The sequence below is a fragment of the Dyella psychrodurans genome (assembly GCF_003363265.1).
Lineage (GTDB): Bacteria > Pseudomonadota > Gammaproteobacteria > Xanthomonadales > Rhodanobacteraceae > Dyella_B > Dyella_B psychrodurans.
Genome location: NZ_QRBF01000001.1, coordinates 271,540 through 287,165 on the forward strand (window position 1 = coordinate 271,540; position 15,626 = coordinate 287,165).

Annotated in this window: 17 protein-coding genes; 9 read left to right on the plus strand and 8 right to left on the minus strand. The window is 61.1% G+C overall.

Annotated elements, in window-relative coordinates; genetic code table 11:
• The first annotated feature begins 8 nt into the window (after positions 1-8).
• From hisD to hisIE, 7 genes are read left to right on the plus strand one after another with little or no spacing between them, the layout of a single operon-like run.
• On the plus strand, positions 9-1,316 hold the full coding sequence (gene hisD / locus DWU99_RS01355) for a histidinol dehydrogenase (RefSeq protein WP_115476204.1): 1,308 nt from the start codon (positions 9-11) through the stop codon (positions 1,314-1,316).
• Entirely contained in the window at positions 1,313-2,374 is a 1,062-nt protein-coding gene (gene hisC / locus DWU99_RS01360) for a histidinol-phosphate transaminase (RefSeq protein WP_115476205.1), read from the plus strand. Before hisD ends, hisC begins: the two co-directional genes overlap by 4 nt.
• Positions 2,371-3,438, plus strand: a complete 1,068-nt coding sequence (gene hisB / locus DWU99_RS01365; RefSeq protein WP_115476206.1) for a bifunctional histidinol-phosphatase/imidazoleglycerol-phosphate dehydratase HisB — start codon at positions 2,371-2,373, stop codon at positions 3,436-3,438. The genes hisC and hisB overlap by 4 nt, the downstream gene beginning before the upstream one ends.
• Positions 3,435-4,025, plus strand: coding sequence for an imidazole glycerol phosphate synthase subunit HisH (gene hisH / locus DWU99_RS01370; protein WP_115476207.1), 591 nt, complete (start codon positions 3,435-3,437; stop codon positions 4,023-4,025). Before hisB ends, hisH begins: the two co-directional genes overlap by 4 nt.
• Positions 4,022-4,750: a 1-(5-phosphoribosyl)-5-[(5-phosphoribosylamino)methylideneamino]imidazole-4-carboxamide isomerase gene (gene hisA / locus DWU99_RS01375; protein ID WP_115476208.1), complete on the plus strand. Its 729-nt coding sequence runs from the start codon at positions 4,022-4,024 to the stop codon at positions 4,748-4,750. The genes hisH and hisA overlap by 4 nt, the downstream gene beginning before the upstream one ends.
• The gene (gene hisF, locus DWU99_RS01380) at positions 4,744-5,535 is read left to right on the plus strand and encodes an imidazole glycerol phosphate synthase subunit HisF (protein ID WP_115476209.1); all 792 of its coding nucleotides are present in this window, start codon (positions 4,744-4,746) and stop codon (positions 5,533-5,535) included. The genes hisA and hisF overlap by 7 nt, the downstream gene beginning before the upstream one ends.
• On the plus strand, positions 5,528-6,145 hold the full coding sequence (gene hisIE / locus DWU99_RS01385; protein WP_115476210.1) for a bifunctional phosphoribosyl-AMP cyclohydrolase/phosphoribosyl-ATP diphosphatase HisIE: 618 nt from the start codon (positions 5,528-5,530) through the stop codon (positions 6,143-6,145). The genes hisF and hisIE overlap by 8 nt, the downstream gene beginning before the upstream one ends.
• 18 nt (positions 6,146-6,163) lie before the next feature.
• On the opposite strand, the gene DWU99_RS01390 is transcribed toward hisIE, so the two are convergent.
• The 4 genes from DWU99_RS01390 to DWU99_RS01405 form a co-directional block, all read right to left on the minus strand.
• Entirely contained in the window at positions 6,164-7,204 is a 1,041-nt protein-coding gene (locus tag DWU99_RS01390; protein WP_115476211.1) for a C13 family peptidase, read from the minus strand.
• Positions 7,205-7,212: 8 nt separating this feature from the next.
• Positions 7,213-7,899, minus strand: a complete 687-nt coding sequence (gene mtnC, locus DWU99_RS01395; protein WP_115476212.1) for an acireductone synthase — start codon at positions 7,897-7,899, stop codon at positions 7,213-7,215.
• A 128-nt stretch (positions 7,900-8,027) separates the two neighbouring features.
• Positions 8,028-8,588 (minus strand): 1,2-dihydroxy-3-keto-5-methylthiopentene dioxygenase, encoded by a 561-nt coding sequence (locus DWU99_RS01400; protein WP_115476213.1) that lies wholly within the window; start codon positions 8,586-8,588, stop codon positions 8,028-8,030.
• On the minus strand, positions 8,585-9,232 hold the full coding sequence (locus DWU99_RS01405) for a methylthioribulose 1-phosphate dehydratase (protein ID WP_115476214.1): 648 nt from the start codon (positions 9,230-9,232) through the stop codon (positions 8,585-8,587). The genes DWU99_RS01400 and DWU99_RS01405 overlap by 4 nt, the downstream gene beginning before the upstream one ends.
• A 153-nt stretch (positions 9,233-9,385) precedes the next feature.
• Between DWU99_RS01405 and DWU99_RS01410 the strand changes: the two genes are divergently transcribed.
• Complete coding sequence (locus DWU99_RS01410) at positions 9,386-9,718, plus strand: high-potential iron-sulfur protein (RefSeq protein WP_115476215.1); 333 nt, start codon at positions 9,386-9,388, stop codon at positions 9,716-9,718.
• Positions 9,719-10,132: 414 nt separating this feature from the next.
• Here DWU99_RS01410 and DWU99_RS01420 read toward each other — a convergent pair whose 3' ends face one another.
• The 3 genes from DWU99_RS01420 to DWU99_RS01430 form a co-directional block, all read right to left on the minus strand.
• Positions 10,133-11,587, minus strand: a complete 1,455-nt coding sequence (locus DWU99_RS01420) for an amino acid permease (protein WP_115476217.1) — start codon at positions 11,585-11,587, stop codon at positions 10,133-10,135.
• Positions 11,588-11,662: 75 nt separating this feature from the next.
• On the minus strand, positions 11,663-13,147 hold the full coding sequence (locus DWU99_RS01425; RefSeq protein WP_115476218.1) for an amino acid permease: 1,485 nt from the start codon (positions 13,145-13,147) through the stop codon (positions 11,663-11,665).
• A 216-nt stretch (positions 13,148-13,363) separates the two neighbouring features.
• Positions 13,364-14,359, minus strand: a complete 996-nt coding sequence (locus DWU99_RS01430; RefSeq protein WP_147292869.1) for a transporter — start codon at positions 14,357-14,359, stop codon at positions 13,364-13,366.
• A 212-nt stretch (positions 14,360-14,571) separates the two neighbouring features.
• Here DWU99_RS01430 and DWU99_RS01435 point away from each other — a divergent pair, with 212 nt between their 5' ends.
• A complete protein-coding gene (locus DWU99_RS01435) occupies positions 14,572-15,105 on the plus strand; it encodes an NUDIX hydrolase (RefSeq protein WP_115476220.1) in 534 nt (177 codons plus the stop codon).
• Here the strand turns inward: DWU99_RS01435 and DWU99_RS01440 are convergent.
• Positions 15,102-15,623 carry a 3-hydroxyanthranilate 3,4-dioxygenase gene (locus tag DWU99_RS01440; RefSeq protein ID WP_115476221.1) on the minus strand — a complete coding sequence of 174 codons (522 nt, stop codon included), beginning with the start codon at positions 15,621-15,623 and terminating at the stop codon, positions 15,102-15,104. The two genes, DWU99_RS01435 and DWU99_RS01440, sit on opposite strands and share 4 nt — an antisense overlap.
• Positions 15,624-15,626: the final 3 nt, after the last annotated feature.

The following is a 15,626-nucleotide window of genomic DNA, read 5'->3' on the forward strand; positions in this document are numbered from 1 at the left end:
CGGCTCGAATGAAACGAATTGTCTGGAACTCCTTGGATGAAGCGGAGCGCCGCACCGCGCTGGCACGGCCCGCGCAATCTCGTGCGGATGAATTGCGTCGTGGCGTCGAACAGATCATTGCGGCTGTCCGAAAAAACGGCGACGCAGCTTTGCGCGAACTCTCCGCACGCTACGACCGTTGCGCGCTGCAGGCGATCGAAGTCGACGAGGCTGAATTCGCGGCCGCAGAGGCAAGGCTCGCGCCGGAACTGAAGGCGGCGATCCGCGAGGCTGCCGCACGCATTGATACGTTCCATCGCGCGACGGCACCGCAGCCTGTTGCCGTCAATACCGCCACCGGAGTACGGGTGGAGCGTGTACTGCGTCCGATCCATCGCGTGGGCCTGTATGTGCCCGCGGGCAGTGCGCCGCTACCTTCCACGGCTTTGATGCTGGGCGTGCCTGCACGTATCGCGGGTTGTCGCGAAGTGGTTCTGTGTTCTCCGGCCCGCGCGGATGGCACGTGTGACGAAGCCGTGCTGTTCACCGCGCGCGAGGTAGGCGTACACCGGGTGTTCAAGCTCGGTGGTGCTCAGGCGATTGCAGCCATGGCGTACGGCACCGAAAGCGTGCCGCGTTGCGACAAGCTGTTCGGTCCCGGCAATGCGTGGGTGACCGAAGCGAAGTTGCAGGTTTCGGGCGATCCCGAGGGCGCCGCCATCGATATGCCGGCGGGGCCTTCCGAAGTGCTCGTTGTCGCGGATGCGCAGGCCAATCCGGTCTTCGTGGCGGCCGATTTGTTGTCGCAGGCCGAGCACGGTCCCGATTCGCAGGTGATCCTGGTCAGCCCGTCGTCCAGTTTGCTCGACAAGGTGTCTGCCGAAGTGGCGCGGCAATGCGCCGAACTGCCGCGTGGCGCCATCGCAGAGCAGGCGCTTGCGCAGAGCCGCCTGATCGAGGTCGACTCGCTCGAGCAGGCGATGGAAGTCAGCAATCGTTATGCACCGGAGCACCTCATCCTGCAGACGGCGACAGCGCGCGATCTGCTCGATCTCGTCGAAAGCGCCGGTTCCGTATTCGTCGGAGCCTGGACGCCCGAATCCGTAGGCGACTATTGCAGCGGCAGTAACCACGTATTGCCCACGTATGGCTATGCGCGCAGCTACAGCGGCGTTTCCGTGGCGAGCTATCAGAAACAGATCACCGTGCAGGAACTGGATCCCAACGGATTGCGCGCGATTGGCCCGTGCACGGCGACGCTGGCGGCTGCCGAGCAATTGGAGGCGCACCGTCGCGCGGTGACCTTGCGTTTGGCGGCATTGGGTACCCAGCTATGAGCGTGCTCGATCTTGCCAGACCGGAAATTCGCTCGCTGCAGCCGTATTCCTCTGCGCGCATGGAGGCTGATGGCGGGCAGATCATGCTCAATGCGAACGAATCCGCATGGGAGCCGGTGGGCGACGGTGGGCTCGGTTGCAATCGCTATCCCGATCCGCAACCGGCAGCGCTGTTGCAGGCATTGGCGCAGCTTTACGGTGTAAGCCGCGAACAATTGTTCGTGGGCCGCGGCAGCGATGAAGCGATCGATCTGCTGGTGCGCGCCTTCTGTCGAGCCGGCCAGGATGCGATTCTCATCCAGCCGCCGACTTTCGGCATGTACGCCGTAAGCGCGCGCATACAGAACGCCACGGTGATCGAGACGCCGCTCAAACCCGACTTCAGCGTCGATGTTCAGGCGCTGCTCGATTCGGTGATGCCAGCCGTCAAGCTGGTGTTCCTTTGCACTCCGAACAATCCGAGTGGCAAGTCGATTCCGCGCGAGGACATCCAGCACTTGGCAAGACAGTTGACCGGAAAGGCGCTGCTCGTGGTGGACGAAGCCTACGTGGAATTTTCCGATCAACGCAGCGTGGCCGACCTGATCAATCGCTACGACAACCTGGCCGTTTTGCGTACCTTGTCCAAGGCCTGGGCACTGGCAGGGGCGCGTGTAGGCAGCCTGCTGGCCCATGCCGATGTCATCGCCTTGATTCGCCGCATCATGCCGCCGTACCCGCTGCCGCTTCCTTGTGTGGCGGCGGCGTTGGTGGAGCTGTCGCCATCCGGTCAGGCGGTGGCGCGTGAAAACATCGCCATCGTGCGGGAGCAGCGCGCGATCATGCGCAGTGCATTGTCCAGGGTGCCCGGTGTGCGCGAAGTCCTGCCGTCGGATGCCAATTTTCTGGCCGTCCGCTTCGATGACGCAGGCACCGTTTATCAACGTCTTCTTCAGGCAGGCATCGTGGTTCGCGATATTCGTCGTTATCCGCAATTGGGGGATGCTTTGCGCATCACCATGGGCACGCCGGAGGAAAATGCACGCGTGCTTACCGTGCTGAACGAGGGCAGGGCATGAGCCGCAAGATTCTTTTTGTCGACCGCGACGGTTGCCTGATTGACGAGCCCGCCGACCAGCAGATCGACAGTTACGAAAAGCTCGCGCTTCTGCCGGGCGTGATTGGCGCATTGCAGCGTATCGTGGCGGCAGGCTATGAGCTCGTGATGGTGACCAACCAGGACGGCCTCGGTACGGAACAGTTTCCGCAGGCGCATTTTGACGGCCCGCACGATTTGCTGATGCGTATTCTTGCCTCGCAAGGTATTCGGTTCCGCGAGGTGCTGATCGACCGCAGTTTTCAGCACGAGGGATTGGATACACGCAAACCCGGCATCGGCATGATGCGGCAATACCTGGCCGACGACGGGTGGACCCGCGCGGAATCGGCCATGGTCGGCGATCGCGAAACCGATCTGCAATTTGCAGCCAACATGGGCGTGCGCGGTTTTCGCGTCGGTTCCAAGGGCATTGCCTGGGATGACGTCGCGCATCAGCTGATCGACCGGCCGCGCGTGGCGGAAGTCGTGCGCAACACCAAGGAGACGCGCATCAGCGTTCGCGTGGATCTCGATCGCGTGAGCGAGCCGGTGGTGCACACGGGTCTTGGATTCTTCGATCACATGCTTGAGCAGATCGGTAAACACGGTGGTTTTGCCTTGCAGATCGCATGCGATGGCGACACCAAGGTCGACGAGCACCACACCATTGAAGATTGCGCGCTCGCGCTGGGGCAGGCTTTGCGCCAGGCGCTGGGCGACAAGCGCGGCATCGGTCGCTACGGATTCACCTTGCCGATGGACGAATCGTTGGCCAGCGCCGCACTGGATCTCTCCGGTCGCCCGTACTTTGTTTTCGACGGCCAGTTTCCGCGCGAGCGGGTCGGCGACATTCCCACGGAACTGGTACCTCATTTCTTTCGTTCCTTGTGCGACACGCTGGGCGCCAATCTTCATATCACTGTGAAGGGCGAGAACGCTCATCACATGGTCGAAGCGTGCTTCAAGGTCACGGCGCGCGTCCTGCGTCAGGCGATACGCCGCGAGGGCAACGAGTTGCCTAGCACCAAGGGGACGCTGTCGTGAGCGTCGTTCTGGTCGATGCCGGCGGTACCAATATCGGCTCGGTGCGTTATGCCTTGCAGCGGTTGGGTGTCGATGCATCGCTGACATCCGACGCTGCGCAGATCCGGACGGCGGACAAGGTGATCTTGCCTGGCGTAGGTGCTGCCGGGCCGGGCATGGCGCGATTGCGCGAATTGGGGCTCGTCGACGTGATTCGCGGGCTTACGCAACCTGTTCTCGGTGTGTGCCTTGGCATGCAACTGCTGTGTGCGCATTCGGCGGAAGGTGATACCGATTGTCTGGATGTGATTCCGGCGAATGTCTCCCGTTTCCAGGAAACACCTGATCTGTGCGTTCCGCACATGGGCTGGAATCGCCTGTCGACCGTTGCCAGGCATCCCTTGCTCGACCATTTGGAAGAAGGCGACTGGGCGTACTTCGTGCACAGCTACGCCGTGCCCATGGGCGAATATACGTTAGCGAGCACCGACTATGGTGGCGGTTTTTCTGCGGTGATCGCGAAAGACAATTTCCATGGCATGCAGTTTCATCCGGAACGCTCGGCAAATGTCGGCGCCAAGTTACTGAAGAATTTTCTCGAACTATGACCTTCGAAGTGATACCCGCCATCGATCTGCGCGGCGGCCAGGTGGTTCGTCTGCGGCAGGGCGATTACGCGCAGGAAACCCGTTACGCGCCGCATCCCGAAGAAGTCGCGAGGCGTTATGCCGATGCCGGCGCACGCTGGCTGCACGTGGTCGATCTGGATGGTGCGCGCTCCGGCAATCTGGCCAACCTGGCGGTGATCGAATCGCTGGCGAAAGTGGGCATGTCCGTACAGGCAGGCGGCGGCGTGCGTGCGGAAGAGGATGCGAAGCGTTTATTCGGCGCCGGCGTGACGCGCGTGGTGGTCGGAAGCGTTGCGATCCGCGACCAGGAGCGCGTTGCAACCTGGTTGAAGACCTACGGTGCGGAGCGATTCACCATCGCACTGGACACGCGCAAGCGCGGCGATCGCTGGACTTTGCCAAGCGCCGGTTGGACCGAGGATGAGGCACGTACGCTCGATGAACTTGCGCCGTGGTTTGCCGCACAAGGTGCGCGCCATCTGCTGTGCACGGACATCGAGCGCGATGGCATGCTGGCTGGCTTCAATCTTGACTTGTACCAGCATCTGGCGCAAACAGTGCCGCAGCTTGCCGTGCAGGCTTCGGGCGGTGTGCGTTCGCTGGACGATATCCGTGCCGCGCGAGAAGCCGGTGCAAGCGGTGTGATCCTGGGCCGCGCGCTATTGGAAGGGCGTTTCACCTTGGAGGACGCGTTGGCATGCTGAGTCGCCGCATCATTCCCTGTCTGGACGTACGCGACGGCAAGGTGGTCAAGGGCGTGCGTTTTCGCGATCACGTTGTGATGGGCGAGATTGTCGACCTGGCTTTGCGCTACCGCGACGAAGGCGCCGACGAACTGGTGTTCTACGACATCACCGCCAGTCCGGAAGGGCGCAGCGTGGATCGCGGTTGGGTCGAACGCGTAGCGCGCGTGATCGATATTCCGTTCTGTGTGGCTGGGGGCATTCGTTCCGTGGATGAAGCGCGCGCCGTGCTGCACGCCGGTGCCGACAAGATTTCAGTGAATTCGCCAGCATTGGAACGCCCCGAACTCGTTGACGAACTGGCGACGGCGTTTGGTGTGCAATGTGTCGTCGTGGGCATTGATTCCATGCGCGATGCGGATGGCGAATGGCGCGTGCGTCAATACACGGGCGATCCGTCCAAGACGCGTTCGCTTTCGCGGCGAACGATCGACTGGATGATCGAAGTGCAACGGCGTGGCGCGGGCGAAATCGTGCTCAACTGCATGGATAGCGATGGTGTGCGCAAAGGCTACGATCTGGAGCAGCTTGGCAAGGTGCGTGCTGTCTGCCATGTTCCGTTGATCGCATCGGGTGGCGCGGGCGCAGTGGAACATTTCCGCGACGCCTTCACGCAGGCGCGTGTCGACGGTGCGTTGGCTGCCAGCGTTTTTCACAGCGGCGCCATCGGGATACCCGATCTCAAACGTTACCTGCAGCATCAGGGTGTGGTGGTTCGCTTGCAGGGGAGTTGTGGCCATGAGTGATGTCGCCAATGATTTCAGCCGGCTCGATTGGAGTAAATCGGGGGGGTTGTTGCCCGCCATCGTGCAGCACTGGCTGACGGGAGAAGTGCTGATGCTCGGCTATATGAATGCCGAAGCGCTGGCGCGTACCCAGGCGCTCGGCAAGGTGACTTTTTACAGTCGCAGCAAAGAACGCCTTTGGACCAAAGGCGAAAGTTCCGGCCATGAACTGCTGCTCAAGTCGATCTGCATGGATTGCGATGCGGACACGCTGCTGGTGCAGGCCGAGCCCAAAGGTCCGGCCTGTCATCTGGGAACGAGCAGCTGTTTCGGCGATGCCGTGCAGCCTTCGCTGGGTTTTCTTGCCAAGCTCGACGCCCTGGTGGCCAGCCGGAAAGCGGAGCTACCCGATGGGAGTTACACCACGAAGCTCTTCAACGGAGGCACGCGGCGCATCGCTCAGAAAGTCGGCGAGGAGGGTGTCGAAACGGCGCTCGCCGCGGTGGCGCAGGGCGATGACGAACTGCTCAGCGAAGCGGCCGATTTGATTTTCCATCTCACCGTATTGTTGCGCGCGCGGGGTTTTGGCTTGGCCGATGTCACGCGCGTGCTTGCGGAGCGGCATGGCTGACGACATGCCGCGCTGAGGTCACTGAGCCGCCGTGGGTGCGCTGCTTGCAGAAGCGGGCGGTGGCACAAACGGCACCGCCGCACCGGGCTTGATGTCTTTACGCCACATTGCAAGCTGCTGCACGATGCCTTCGCCGATATTGATCTGCGGCTCTGACGGCGTGAGCTTGTCTTGCTTTTCCCAGCCCTCGATGTCCGCCTTGGCGTATTGGAACGCGTCGACGAAATCGTCGGTGCGGTTCATCGCATCGACCAGCCATGCCTTGCCGAAGTAGGTGATATCGGAGTCGCTGCCGCAACCGAATGAACTGCGGTCGCTGCGCGCGGCGGTGAGTATCAGCGTGCCCGGGCCGTGGAGGTCCGAAATGAAACCGCCGGAATAGCAGGCGTTGACCACCACCACCTTCCACTTGAAGGGATGCTTCTTGAGGATACTGGCGAGGTCGGGGGCGCCGATCTGGTCCAGCGGCAGGGGATCCATGTCGACCAGCAGGTTGTGATCCTCATCGCCGTGCGAGGTCATGTAGAGCACGAGGACGTCCTGATCCTGGTTCATCACTGTCGCGAGTCCATCGAGTGTGTTTTCCAGGTTGCTCCAGTCGGCTAGTGGGTGTTTTTGCAACGTGGTTGGGTTGTTTTCCAGCACCAGCGCATGCGCGGTCGGGCCGAAACGCCGGGTGAAGAGTTGCGCGGCGTATTCGGCCTCGTTGCGGAATACGTCCTCGCCGCCGTCCCCGGCGAAGGTGACCAGATAGAGGTTGGTTTTGCCGGGGACGCGTGGGCCGAGCTGGGACAGCGCCGTGTGCAGCATGGCCGACTGGGCATAAAGCACCTGCTCCGGCGATGGACCCTGGTTTGGCCAGCTGTCGTTGCTGTCGCCGCTATCGTCGCTATCGCTGCCGGAGCTGGACGCTGCAGGCGCCGCGGGATTGTTCGCCGTGCTGGCACCGGAGGCTACGTTTGCGGCGGGAGCCACGTGTGAAGGCGAATGCACGCCGACCAGCGTCATCAGCAACACACCGGCGGCAAAGGCGAGCAAGGCGGTCAGTACGAGGCGCATGGGAGGGCTCAGAGTTGGATGGCGTCGAAATCGGTATAGGCAGCGTGCCTGGGCTGGGCAGGTACTGCCAACGGTGAACGCAGCAACCATCCCGTCCGTAGACCGGCGGACGCGGCGGCATCCAGTTCTTCCACGACATCGGAAAGGAACAGTACGTGCTCGGGGCGCTCGCCGATGGCCTCGACGATGCGCACGTAGGAGTCCTTCTCCCGCTTGGCGCCGATCTCGGTGTCGAAATAGCCGGCGAACAGGGGGGTGAGGTCGCCGGCGTCGCTGTAGCGGAAGAGCAGCTTTTGCGCCGGCACCGAACCCGATGAGTATACGTACAGGCGCAACCCGTCCCCGCGCCAGGCGTGCAGACGGGCAGCCACTTCGGGGTACACGTGGGCGCGGTACTCGCCGGCTTCGTAGCCATCCTTCCAGATCATGCCCTGCAGGGCCTTCAGCGCCGTGGATTTGCGGTCCTCGTCGATCCAGCGGAGCAGCAGCCCGATGACTTCCTGCCGGCTCGCCTCGACAAAACCGGCCTCCTTGGCGGCCTCGTGCAGCCAATGCTGCACGTCGGCGTGATCGGCGTGGGTCTCGATGTAGGCCGGCAACCGCTTGCGCGCGTAGGGAAACAGCACGTCCTTGACGAAGCTGATGGAGCTGGTGGTTCCTTCGATATCGGTGACGATGGCGCGTATGGCGGTCATGGGGGCAATCAGGGGAGCGGGCTCCCAAGCTTAACCTGCCCCCGTTCACGCGCAAGCCACAGCGCTACTGAAATCAGCCAGATAGGTGAACCAGCGCGCTTTTCGGGCTGGAGAACTTAACCGGATCCTCAGGCGGCCGTAGCCAAGGGTTTCATGCGAGGGAATCGCTCGGCGATGTCCGACCCCGTGAAGTTGGCCACCCAGCCTTCCTTGTTGGTGAACAAGCGGATCGCCACGAAGTAGGGTGCCTCGCTCATGTCGAACCAGTGGCGGGTGCCGTCGGGAACGCCGATAAGGTCGCCCTGCTCGCAAAGCACGTCGTAGACCTTGTCCTGGATGTGCAGGGTGAACTGGCCCGCGCCGGCGACGAAGAACCGCACTTCATCTTCGCTATGCGTGTGCTCGTTGAGGAATTTCTGGCGCAAGGCGGCGCGGTCGGGGTGATCGGGCGTCAGGCTGATCACGTCCACGGCCTGATAGCCTTCCTCAGCCATCAGGCGATCGATGTCCTGGCGATAGGCTGCGATCACCTGATCCTGGCTGGCACCGGGCGCGACGGGCTGGCTGGCCTCCCATTGCTCGAAGCGCACGCCGACTTTGCCCAGTTCGCGCGAGATGCTCGCGTGATCCTCATGTACCGACGATGGGTTTTGCGGCTGCTCCGCATCGAAAATACGCAGGCGGCTCATGCGTTCAGTCTCCTCAAGTCGAGTTCACAGCCGAGCAGGAATTCCAGCGCTTCCAGATGACGCTGCGCTTCGGCCATGTCGCGGCCCCAGGTGTAGATGCCGTGGCCGTTGATCAGATAGGCGTGCAGGGGCTTGCCGGCATCGAGCCAGGCGTCGACCTGCGCCACCAGTTCGGGCATGTGCTGGGTATTCGGAAAGACCGGAATGTCCAGCACGCTTTCGTGCGTCGTGTGGCCGTGGATGGCTTTCTGCAATTCCCATCCCTCCAGCCGAATCACCCCGTGCTTTGCAAACAGTCGCGATGCCACGCTTTGCGTGCGCGAATGCGTATGCAGAACCGCGTTCACTTCCGGCCAGCGGCGGTATACCTGGGTGTGCAGTTCGGTTTCGGCGCTTGGGCGCGAATCGGTGCCGACCGCCTTGCCGTCCATGTTCACCAGCATGATGTCGTTGCGTCCGAGCTTGCCCTTGTCGCGCCCGGAAATGGTGATGGCGGCATGATCGGCATCCACGCGCATGGAGAAGTTGCTGCTGGTGGCTGGCGTCCAGCCATGCTGCGCAAGCTCGCGCGCGGTAAGCGCGATGGCATCTGCGCGCTCGTGAAAAAGCGCGGCTGGAATGGTGGAAGGCAAGACTTGGCTCATGGCAAATGGACGTCCAAACGAAGCACGACTATAACATGGGGCAGGAAAACGGAAATGCGAGTTATTCGCGAAAGCGGGGGAGCGGGTTGGACGGCGTTACGATGGTGGGAGTCGCCGCAGTCCTGCGGCAGGCACACTGTGATGAGGATTGTTATGTCCGGGCATGAAGATATCGAGTCACGTCGTCGTTTCCTCAAGCTGGCCGCTGGCGGTGCCGCGGCAGCCGTTCTGGTGGGTGGATTGCCGCGCGTCTCGCGCGCCGACGATCTGCCGCACGTTTCCGAATCCGATCCGACGGCCAAGGCACTGGGCTACGTGGAAGACGCGGCCACGACCAAGGATCCGAAGCACAAGGCCGGCGACACGTGCGCCAATTGCCAGTTCTATTCGGGTGCCTCGACGGGTTATGGCCCATGCCAGCTGTTCCCCGGCAAAGCGGTGAGTGCGAAGGGCTGGTGTATTTCGCACACGGCGAAGAAAGCCTGAGAGGAAGGTTTTAACGCGTTCTACAAAGGCCGGCCATGTGCCGGCCTTTTTCATGGCTGTCGCAGAAAAAGAAAACGCCTGTCCAGGACAGGCGTTTGATGAAAAACGAAGGGGTGATGCTGGAAGGTGCTACCCGGACGCGTCAGGCTGAGGAGCTGGCTCGCCTGACGCGCCGGGTCGCGATCCGGGGCCCACTGCCAAGTGATCAACCCGGGCTGGTGATGATACTCCGGTTGCTCGAAGTGGGGCGAACGGCGACGAGAAATTTGTGATGACGTTTTTATTTATCTATAAATAACAACGATTTACGTCAAATTTTAAAAGCCCGACGTTCAACTCATTAAAAGACCGTTCGCCGCAAGTTAGCCACAGATCGCGGCGCTTTCTCCACATTTCGCGGTAGATCGTCGACGATCACGCTTTTCGGGAGCTATTGGCAAGACGCAGGCGACTATGCCGAACCCCATAGGAGAAATAAATCGCAAAGCCGAACACGGTCCAGACGATCATCAGGGCCCAGTTGAACCAGTCGAAGGTAATGAGCAGGGCGGCACAGCTCAGCACGCCAGCGACGCAGATGACATGTGCCCACGGCACCCGGAAGGTGCGCGGCAACTCGGGCGCCGTGTAACGCAGGATCAGTACTCCCGCGCACACCGCAACAAACGCAATCAGCGTACCCATCGACGTGAGATTCGCCAGCAGATCGAGCGGGAATATTGCCGATAGTGCTGCGATGCTGGCGCCGGTGATAAGCGTGTTGATGTGCGGCGTGCGATGGCGTGGGTGGATGCGATTGAACACCTGCGGCAGGAGGCCGTCGCGCGACATGATCATGAAGATGCGCGGCTGCGCGATGATCATCACCAGAATCACCGACGACAGCCCGATCAGAGCACCGATTTCCACGATCATGCGCAGCCAGCCGAGTTCGGGGTGTGCCTTGATCGCCGTTACCACAGGCTCGTCTGTCCCGAGTTGTGTATATGGGATGAGACCGGTGAGCACGGCCGCCATCGCCAGGTAGAGCACGGTGCAGATCACCAGCGACACCAGCGTGCCAAAGGGAAGATCGCGTTGCGGATTCTTGCATTCCTGCGCGGCCGTCGAGGTTGCCTCGAAGCCGATATAGGCAAAGAACACCATGCCGGCACCGCGCAGGATCCCGTCCCATCCGTATTTGTGGTTGCCTTGCGCGGCGGGAATGAAAGGATGCCAGTTGGCTGGGTCGACATAGCGATAACCGGCCACCACCACGACAATGATCAAACCGACCTTCAGCGCCACCATCATCAGATTGATGCCGGCCGATTCGCGAATGCCGATGTAACACACCCAGGTGAGCGCGAGCACGATCGCTACCGCAGGCAGATTGAAAAGATGCCCCGTCGAGACGAGCGCACCGTTGGTGTATGCGAGCGGTGCATCGGTAAGCGTGACAGGCAGGTGGATGCCGACGTGATCGAGGAGACTGACGAAATAACCGGTCCAGCTCGTCGCCACCGCAGAGGCCGAGATGCCGTATTCCAGCACCATGTTCCAACCGATGAACCACGCCACCGACTCGCCGAGTGTGGCGTACGCATAGGAATACGAACTGCCGGAAATGGGGATCAGCGTGGCGAATTCGGAGTAGCACAAAGCGGTGAAGCCGCTGCAGATCGCCGCAAGAATGAACGAGATGAGTACGGCAGGGCCCGCATGATCCGCGGCGGCCTGGCCCGTCACCACGAAAATGCCGGTACCAATGACGGCGCCGATGCCCAACGCCGTGATGCCCCAGGGACCCAGTGTTCGTCGCAGGGCGGGGCCGTGCGAGGATTCGTCATCGGAAAAATCGGTCTTGCGAGCGAACAACTGTTTAAGCATAGGGCTTCCGGACATGAAACCGGCACGACGTCGTCGTGCCGGTGGCGTAACGTTTGGAATGCGCGGGTGCGGGAATCAGTCCACCTCGACACCGCGAGCCAGGTTGCTCTTGCGGTAGCCGTACAGGAAATACACCACCAGGCCGATCACGGCCCACGCGAAGAATGTGGCCTTCGCTTCCTTCGACAGGTTGAGGAACAGCAGCAGGCAGCCGAACACCGCCAGCGGGCAGACCAGCCACGGCATCGGGGTGCGGAACGGACGCGGACGGTCGGGTTGGGTGCGGCGCAGGATCAGGACGCCTATCGCGACCATGATGAATGCGAACAGCGTGCCCGAGTTGGTGATGTCGGCAAGGATGCCTACCGGGAACAGCGCGCCGAACAGCGACACGAAGGTGCCGGTGATCAACGTGATCACGTGCGGCGTGTGGAAGCGCGGATGGATCTTGGCCAGCGAGGTCGGTAGCAGGCCGTCGCGAGACATGGTGAAGAAGATGCGGGTCTGGCCGTAAGTCATCGTGAGGATCACCGACGGCAATGCGATGCCGGCGGCAAAGGCAATGAAGGCGCCGACGGTATTGTGGTTGAGCAGGCGTACCACATGGGCGAGCGCCTCCTTGCTGCACACCAGTGCCTGTGAACCGTTGCAGGCTGCGGCGAAGGCCGGCGTGCCCGGCTCGAGCGCCACGCCACTTGCGTCAAGCATGGGCTGCGCACCTACCGAACCCACGGCGGCGTAGCTCACCAGCAGGTAGTAGATGGTGCATACGCTCAGCGACGCTATCAGGGCGATCGGGATGTTGCGATTCGGGTTCTTCGTTTCCTCGGCCGCCGTGGAGATGGCGTCGAAGCCGATGTAGGCGAACACGATGGAAGCTGCCGCACCCAATACGCCGATGCCGCCCATCGGGCTACCCCAGCCGTTCGGCACGAAAGGCGTGAAGTTCTGGTCCTTCACCGCGGGCAGCGCGATGAAGATGAAAGCGGTGAGGGCGGTGATCTTGATCAGCACCAGTACGGTGTTGACCTTCGCCGACTTCGAGGTGCCTATCACCAACAGCCCAGTGATGGCCAGGCCGATCAGGCAGGCAAGCAGGTTGAAACTGCCGCCGTCCATCGGGCCCGCCTGCAGGAAATGCGGCAAGCCGAATCCTGCGTGCGAGAGGAGGCCGTTGACGTAACCGGACCAGCCCACGCAGACCGTGCTCGCGGCGATGGTGTATTCCAGCACCAGTGCCCAGCCCACTATCCACGCAGTGCCCTCGCCGAGCACGCCGTAGGTATATGTATAGGCCGAGCCGGCGACCGGCACCATCGAGGCCAGTTCCGCATAGGCCAGCGCGGCGAACGCGCAGACCACCGCGGCGATCACGAACGCGATCATCATGCCGGGGCCGGCTTTCTGTCCGGCTTCCGCCGTAAGTACGAAGATGCCGGTACCGATGATGGCGCCAATGCCCAACATCGTGAGCTGGAACGCGCCAAGTTGTCGGACGAGGCTCTTCTTCTCGGCTGTTGCAATGATCTGATCGAGTGGCTTGACGCGCTTGAAAAGCATGTAGGAGTGCTCCCGGTGTGGACAGACATCACACCTATCAAGCGTCGCGGCAACTCCTGGCGCATCGATCCGAGGTGACGCCCAACCATAGCCTAGCGGAGGGAGAGCGTACAAGTTGCATTGCGGCTAGATTCGGCGTGGGACGTATGGTTGGGTCCCCCAACGCCAGCTTTCCATGGGAGGCTGGCGATGGGCGAAACGTTTAGGGCGACTTGCTCAGAAAACCATGTTGACGGCGACTTGTGGAGTGATGAACGCGTCGCTGTTGCGCCCTGCTGCACTGAACTGCACGCCGCCGATCACGCCGATACGATCATTGAAGTTGTATTCGATTGCGGGTGCCAGGCTCACGACCTTGCTTGTGGGATTCCGACTCTCCAGCGGCACCAGTGCCGTACCCGTGTCCTGCACACCTTGCAGTTGCGAAGCGTATACGCGGTTGTAGGCAACATCGAGCGCAAGCACCCATTGGGGATCGATACTGTATTCGGCACCGACCGACACGCCGAACGAACTACCCAATCGGATCTGTCCACGAAAATCTTGCGGCGTACCGTAGACGCTTACGCCGTTTATAGCGACTTGATTCGGAGGCAAGGTGTAGGAGACGGCCGCGCGCACGCGCAACGGCCTGCCATTCGGAAACCAAATGTATTGCTGGGCAAGTACGGAAAAAGTATCCGTCGACGCACCGTTGCCCGTTCCGTTCAGCGGATTTGAACCAAGGTGATCGTAAGGGCCTGTGGGAAATTGATGTGAATATCGCACTGACACAGCGGGTATGTCCCGACTCTTGTCGGGTGCAATCAGCATGTATTGCGCAGAGATTGTCGTATCGGTCAAGCCAAAACCGCTCGTGTGCGATCCCGCCGAATCGCTGCGTGCCAGGCCGGCGGTGAGCTGCAGTTGGAGGCGATCGGTGACACCGTAAAAAACCGGGACGATGGTCAGCCATTGGCCGGTTCCCTCGTCTTTCGCGTAACGATCCCATTGATCGTTGTACGCATCGCTGCTGCTGTTATGAATCAGGTAGGGTTCCACCAGCCAAGTGCCGGCAGGGAGGTTTTGCGGGTTGGGTGTCAACAGCGGGCCGGTGAAATTGACCGCTGAGGTTGTCGCATCGGAAGAATCCGTAGCAGCGACCGTGCCGCAACAGAATGCTGGCACGAGCAAAAAAGTGAGCTGGCCGAGTGTTCGGCTGGAGCGTGTCATGGCTTGGGCACCTTGATAGTCCATTTGAAAGGTGTAGTCGTCTTCCTGAGGACTCAGAGACGGCGTGGCTTCAAGATAAGGAGCGCCATGAACGCGATCTATGGTACAAATCTTAAATTGCCATACGCACGATCGTGCGCGTTGCTATCGCACCATGTATCGGATGCAATCTTTCGCATCATGGATTTTCGAATTCACCCAAGAGCTTCGTCATGAGTTTGTACGAGTCGTTGCGCGGTTACGCCGCGCATTATCCGAACGATTCGCACGTAGTTGCGTGCATGACCTTTCTGAAGGAGACCGAACGCCCCTTCGATCGAGATCATGCGGCCGGGCATTTCACCGGTTCGGCTTGGCTCGTCGATCCAGAAGGTCAGCATGTGTTGTTGACCCATCACCGCAAGTTGGATCGGTGGCTGCAACTGGGTGGTCACGCGGATGGCGACAGCGATCTCGCCGCTGTTGCATTGCGCGAAGCGCACGAGGAGTCGGGCATGACCGGATTAAGCGTCGATCCGGCTATTTTTGATGTCGACCGGCATTGGATTCCCGCGCGCAACGATGAACCAGGTCACTGGCATTACGATGTGCGCTATGTGGTGCGAGCGCGTGCCCGGGACGCTTTCGTTGTCAGCGATGAATCGCTGGACTTGGCTTGGGTATCGATCCGCGCGCTAGCGGACGACGACGCTACCGACGAATCGCTGCGGCGCATGGCGCGCAAATGGCTGGCGCGCGATCGCTAACCGTATCTGGCCGGTGCGGTATTCAAATGACCGCACTTGCCGCAGGTTCGTGCGTCGCGCGATGCGTAGAAGCGATCGAATACCGGCGGAAAATCGGTTTCGATGTCATGCAGCGTGAAATATTCTTCGTAGAGCTTGTGGTTGCATTTTTCGCAAAACCATAGCAAGCCGTCTTTTTCGTGACCGAGCCGTCGGCGTTCGATCACCATGCCTATCGAATCGGGCATGCGTTGCGGCGAATGAGGTACGCGCGGCGGCAGGTAGAAGATCTCGCCGGCGCGGATCGGAATGTCGCGCGCCACGCCATCGTCCTGCACCTTCAACACCATCTCGCCTTCGATCTGGTAGAAGAATTCCGGACCTTCGTCATAGTGATAATCGGTGCGCGCGTTCGGCCCGCCGACGATCATGATGATGAAGTCGCCGTCCACAATGCATTTGTTGCCGACCGGCGGTTTGAGCAAATGGCGGTGCTCGGCGATCCAGCGTTGCAAGTCGAAGGGAGGTGTCAGGGCCATAGG

What these genes read in the sequence shown, in the direction of transcription:
- hisD (WP_115476204.1), top strand. Translation starts at nt 9, where the DNA reads ATGAAACGAATTGTCTGGAACTCCTTGGATGAAGCGGAGCGCCGCACC.
- hisC (WP_115476205.1), top strand. Translation starts at nt 1,313, where the DNA reads ATGAGCGTGCTCGATCTTGCCAGACCGGAAATTCGCTCGCTGCAGCCG.
- hisB (WP_115476206.1), top strand. Translation starts at nt 2,371, where the DNA reads ATGAGCCGCAAGATTCTTTTTGTCGACCGCGACGGTTGCCTGATTGAC.
- hisA (WP_115476208.1), top strand. Translation starts at nt 4,022, where the DNA reads ATGACCTTCGAAGTGATACCCGCCATCGATCTGCGCGGCGGCCAGGTG.
- hisF (WP_115476209.1), top strand. Translation starts at nt 4,744, where the DNA reads ATGCTGAGTCGCCGCATCATTCCCTGTCTGGACGTACGCGACGGCAAG.
- hisIE (WP_115476210.1), top strand. Translation starts at nt 5,528, where the DNA reads ATGAGTGATGTCGCCAATGATTTCAGCCGGCTCGATTGGAGTAAATCG.
- DWU99_RS01390 (WP_115476211.1), bottom strand. Translation starts at nt 7,204, where the DNA reads ATGCGCCTCGTACTGACCGCCTTGCTCGCCTTTGCCGCCGGTGTGTTG.
- mtnC (WP_115476212.1), bottom strand. Translation starts at nt 7,899, where the DNA reads ATGACCGCCATACGCGCCATCGTCACCGATATCGAAGGAACCACCAGC.
- DWU99_RS01400 (WP_115476213.1), bottom strand. Translation starts at nt 8,588, where the DNA reads ATGAGCCGCCTGCGTATTTTCGATGCGGAGCAGCCGCAAAACCCATCG.
- DWU99_RS01405 (WP_115476214.1), bottom strand. Translation starts at nt 9,232, where the DNA reads ATGAGCCAAGTCTTGCCTTCCACCATTCCAGCCGCGCTTTTTCACGAG.
- DWU99_RS01410 (WP_115476215.1), top strand. Translation starts at nt 9,386, where the DNA reads ATGTCCGGGCATGAAGATATCGAGTCACGTCGTCGTTTCCTCAAGCTG.
- DWU99_RS01420 (WP_115476217.1), bottom strand. Translation starts at nt 11,587, where the DNA reads ATGCTTAAACAGTTGTTCGCTCGCAAGACCGATTTTTCCGATGACGAA.
- DWU99_RS01425 (WP_115476218.1), bottom strand. Translation starts at nt 13,147, where the DNA reads ATGCTTTTCAAGCGCGTCAAGCCACTCGATCAGATCATTGCAACAGCC.
- DWU99_RS01430 (WP_147292869.1), bottom strand. Translation starts at nt 14,359, where the DNA reads ATGACACGCTCCAGCCGAACACTCGGCCAGCTCACTTTTTTGCTCGTG.
- DWU99_RS01435 (WP_115476220.1), top strand. Translation starts at nt 14,572, where the DNA reads ATGAGTTTGTACGAGTCGTTGCGCGGTTACGCCGCGCATTATCCGAAC.
- DWU99_RS01440 (WP_115476221.1), bottom strand. Translation starts at nt 15,623, where the DNA reads ATGGCCCTGACACCTCCCTTCGACTTGCAACGCTGGATCGCCGAGCAC.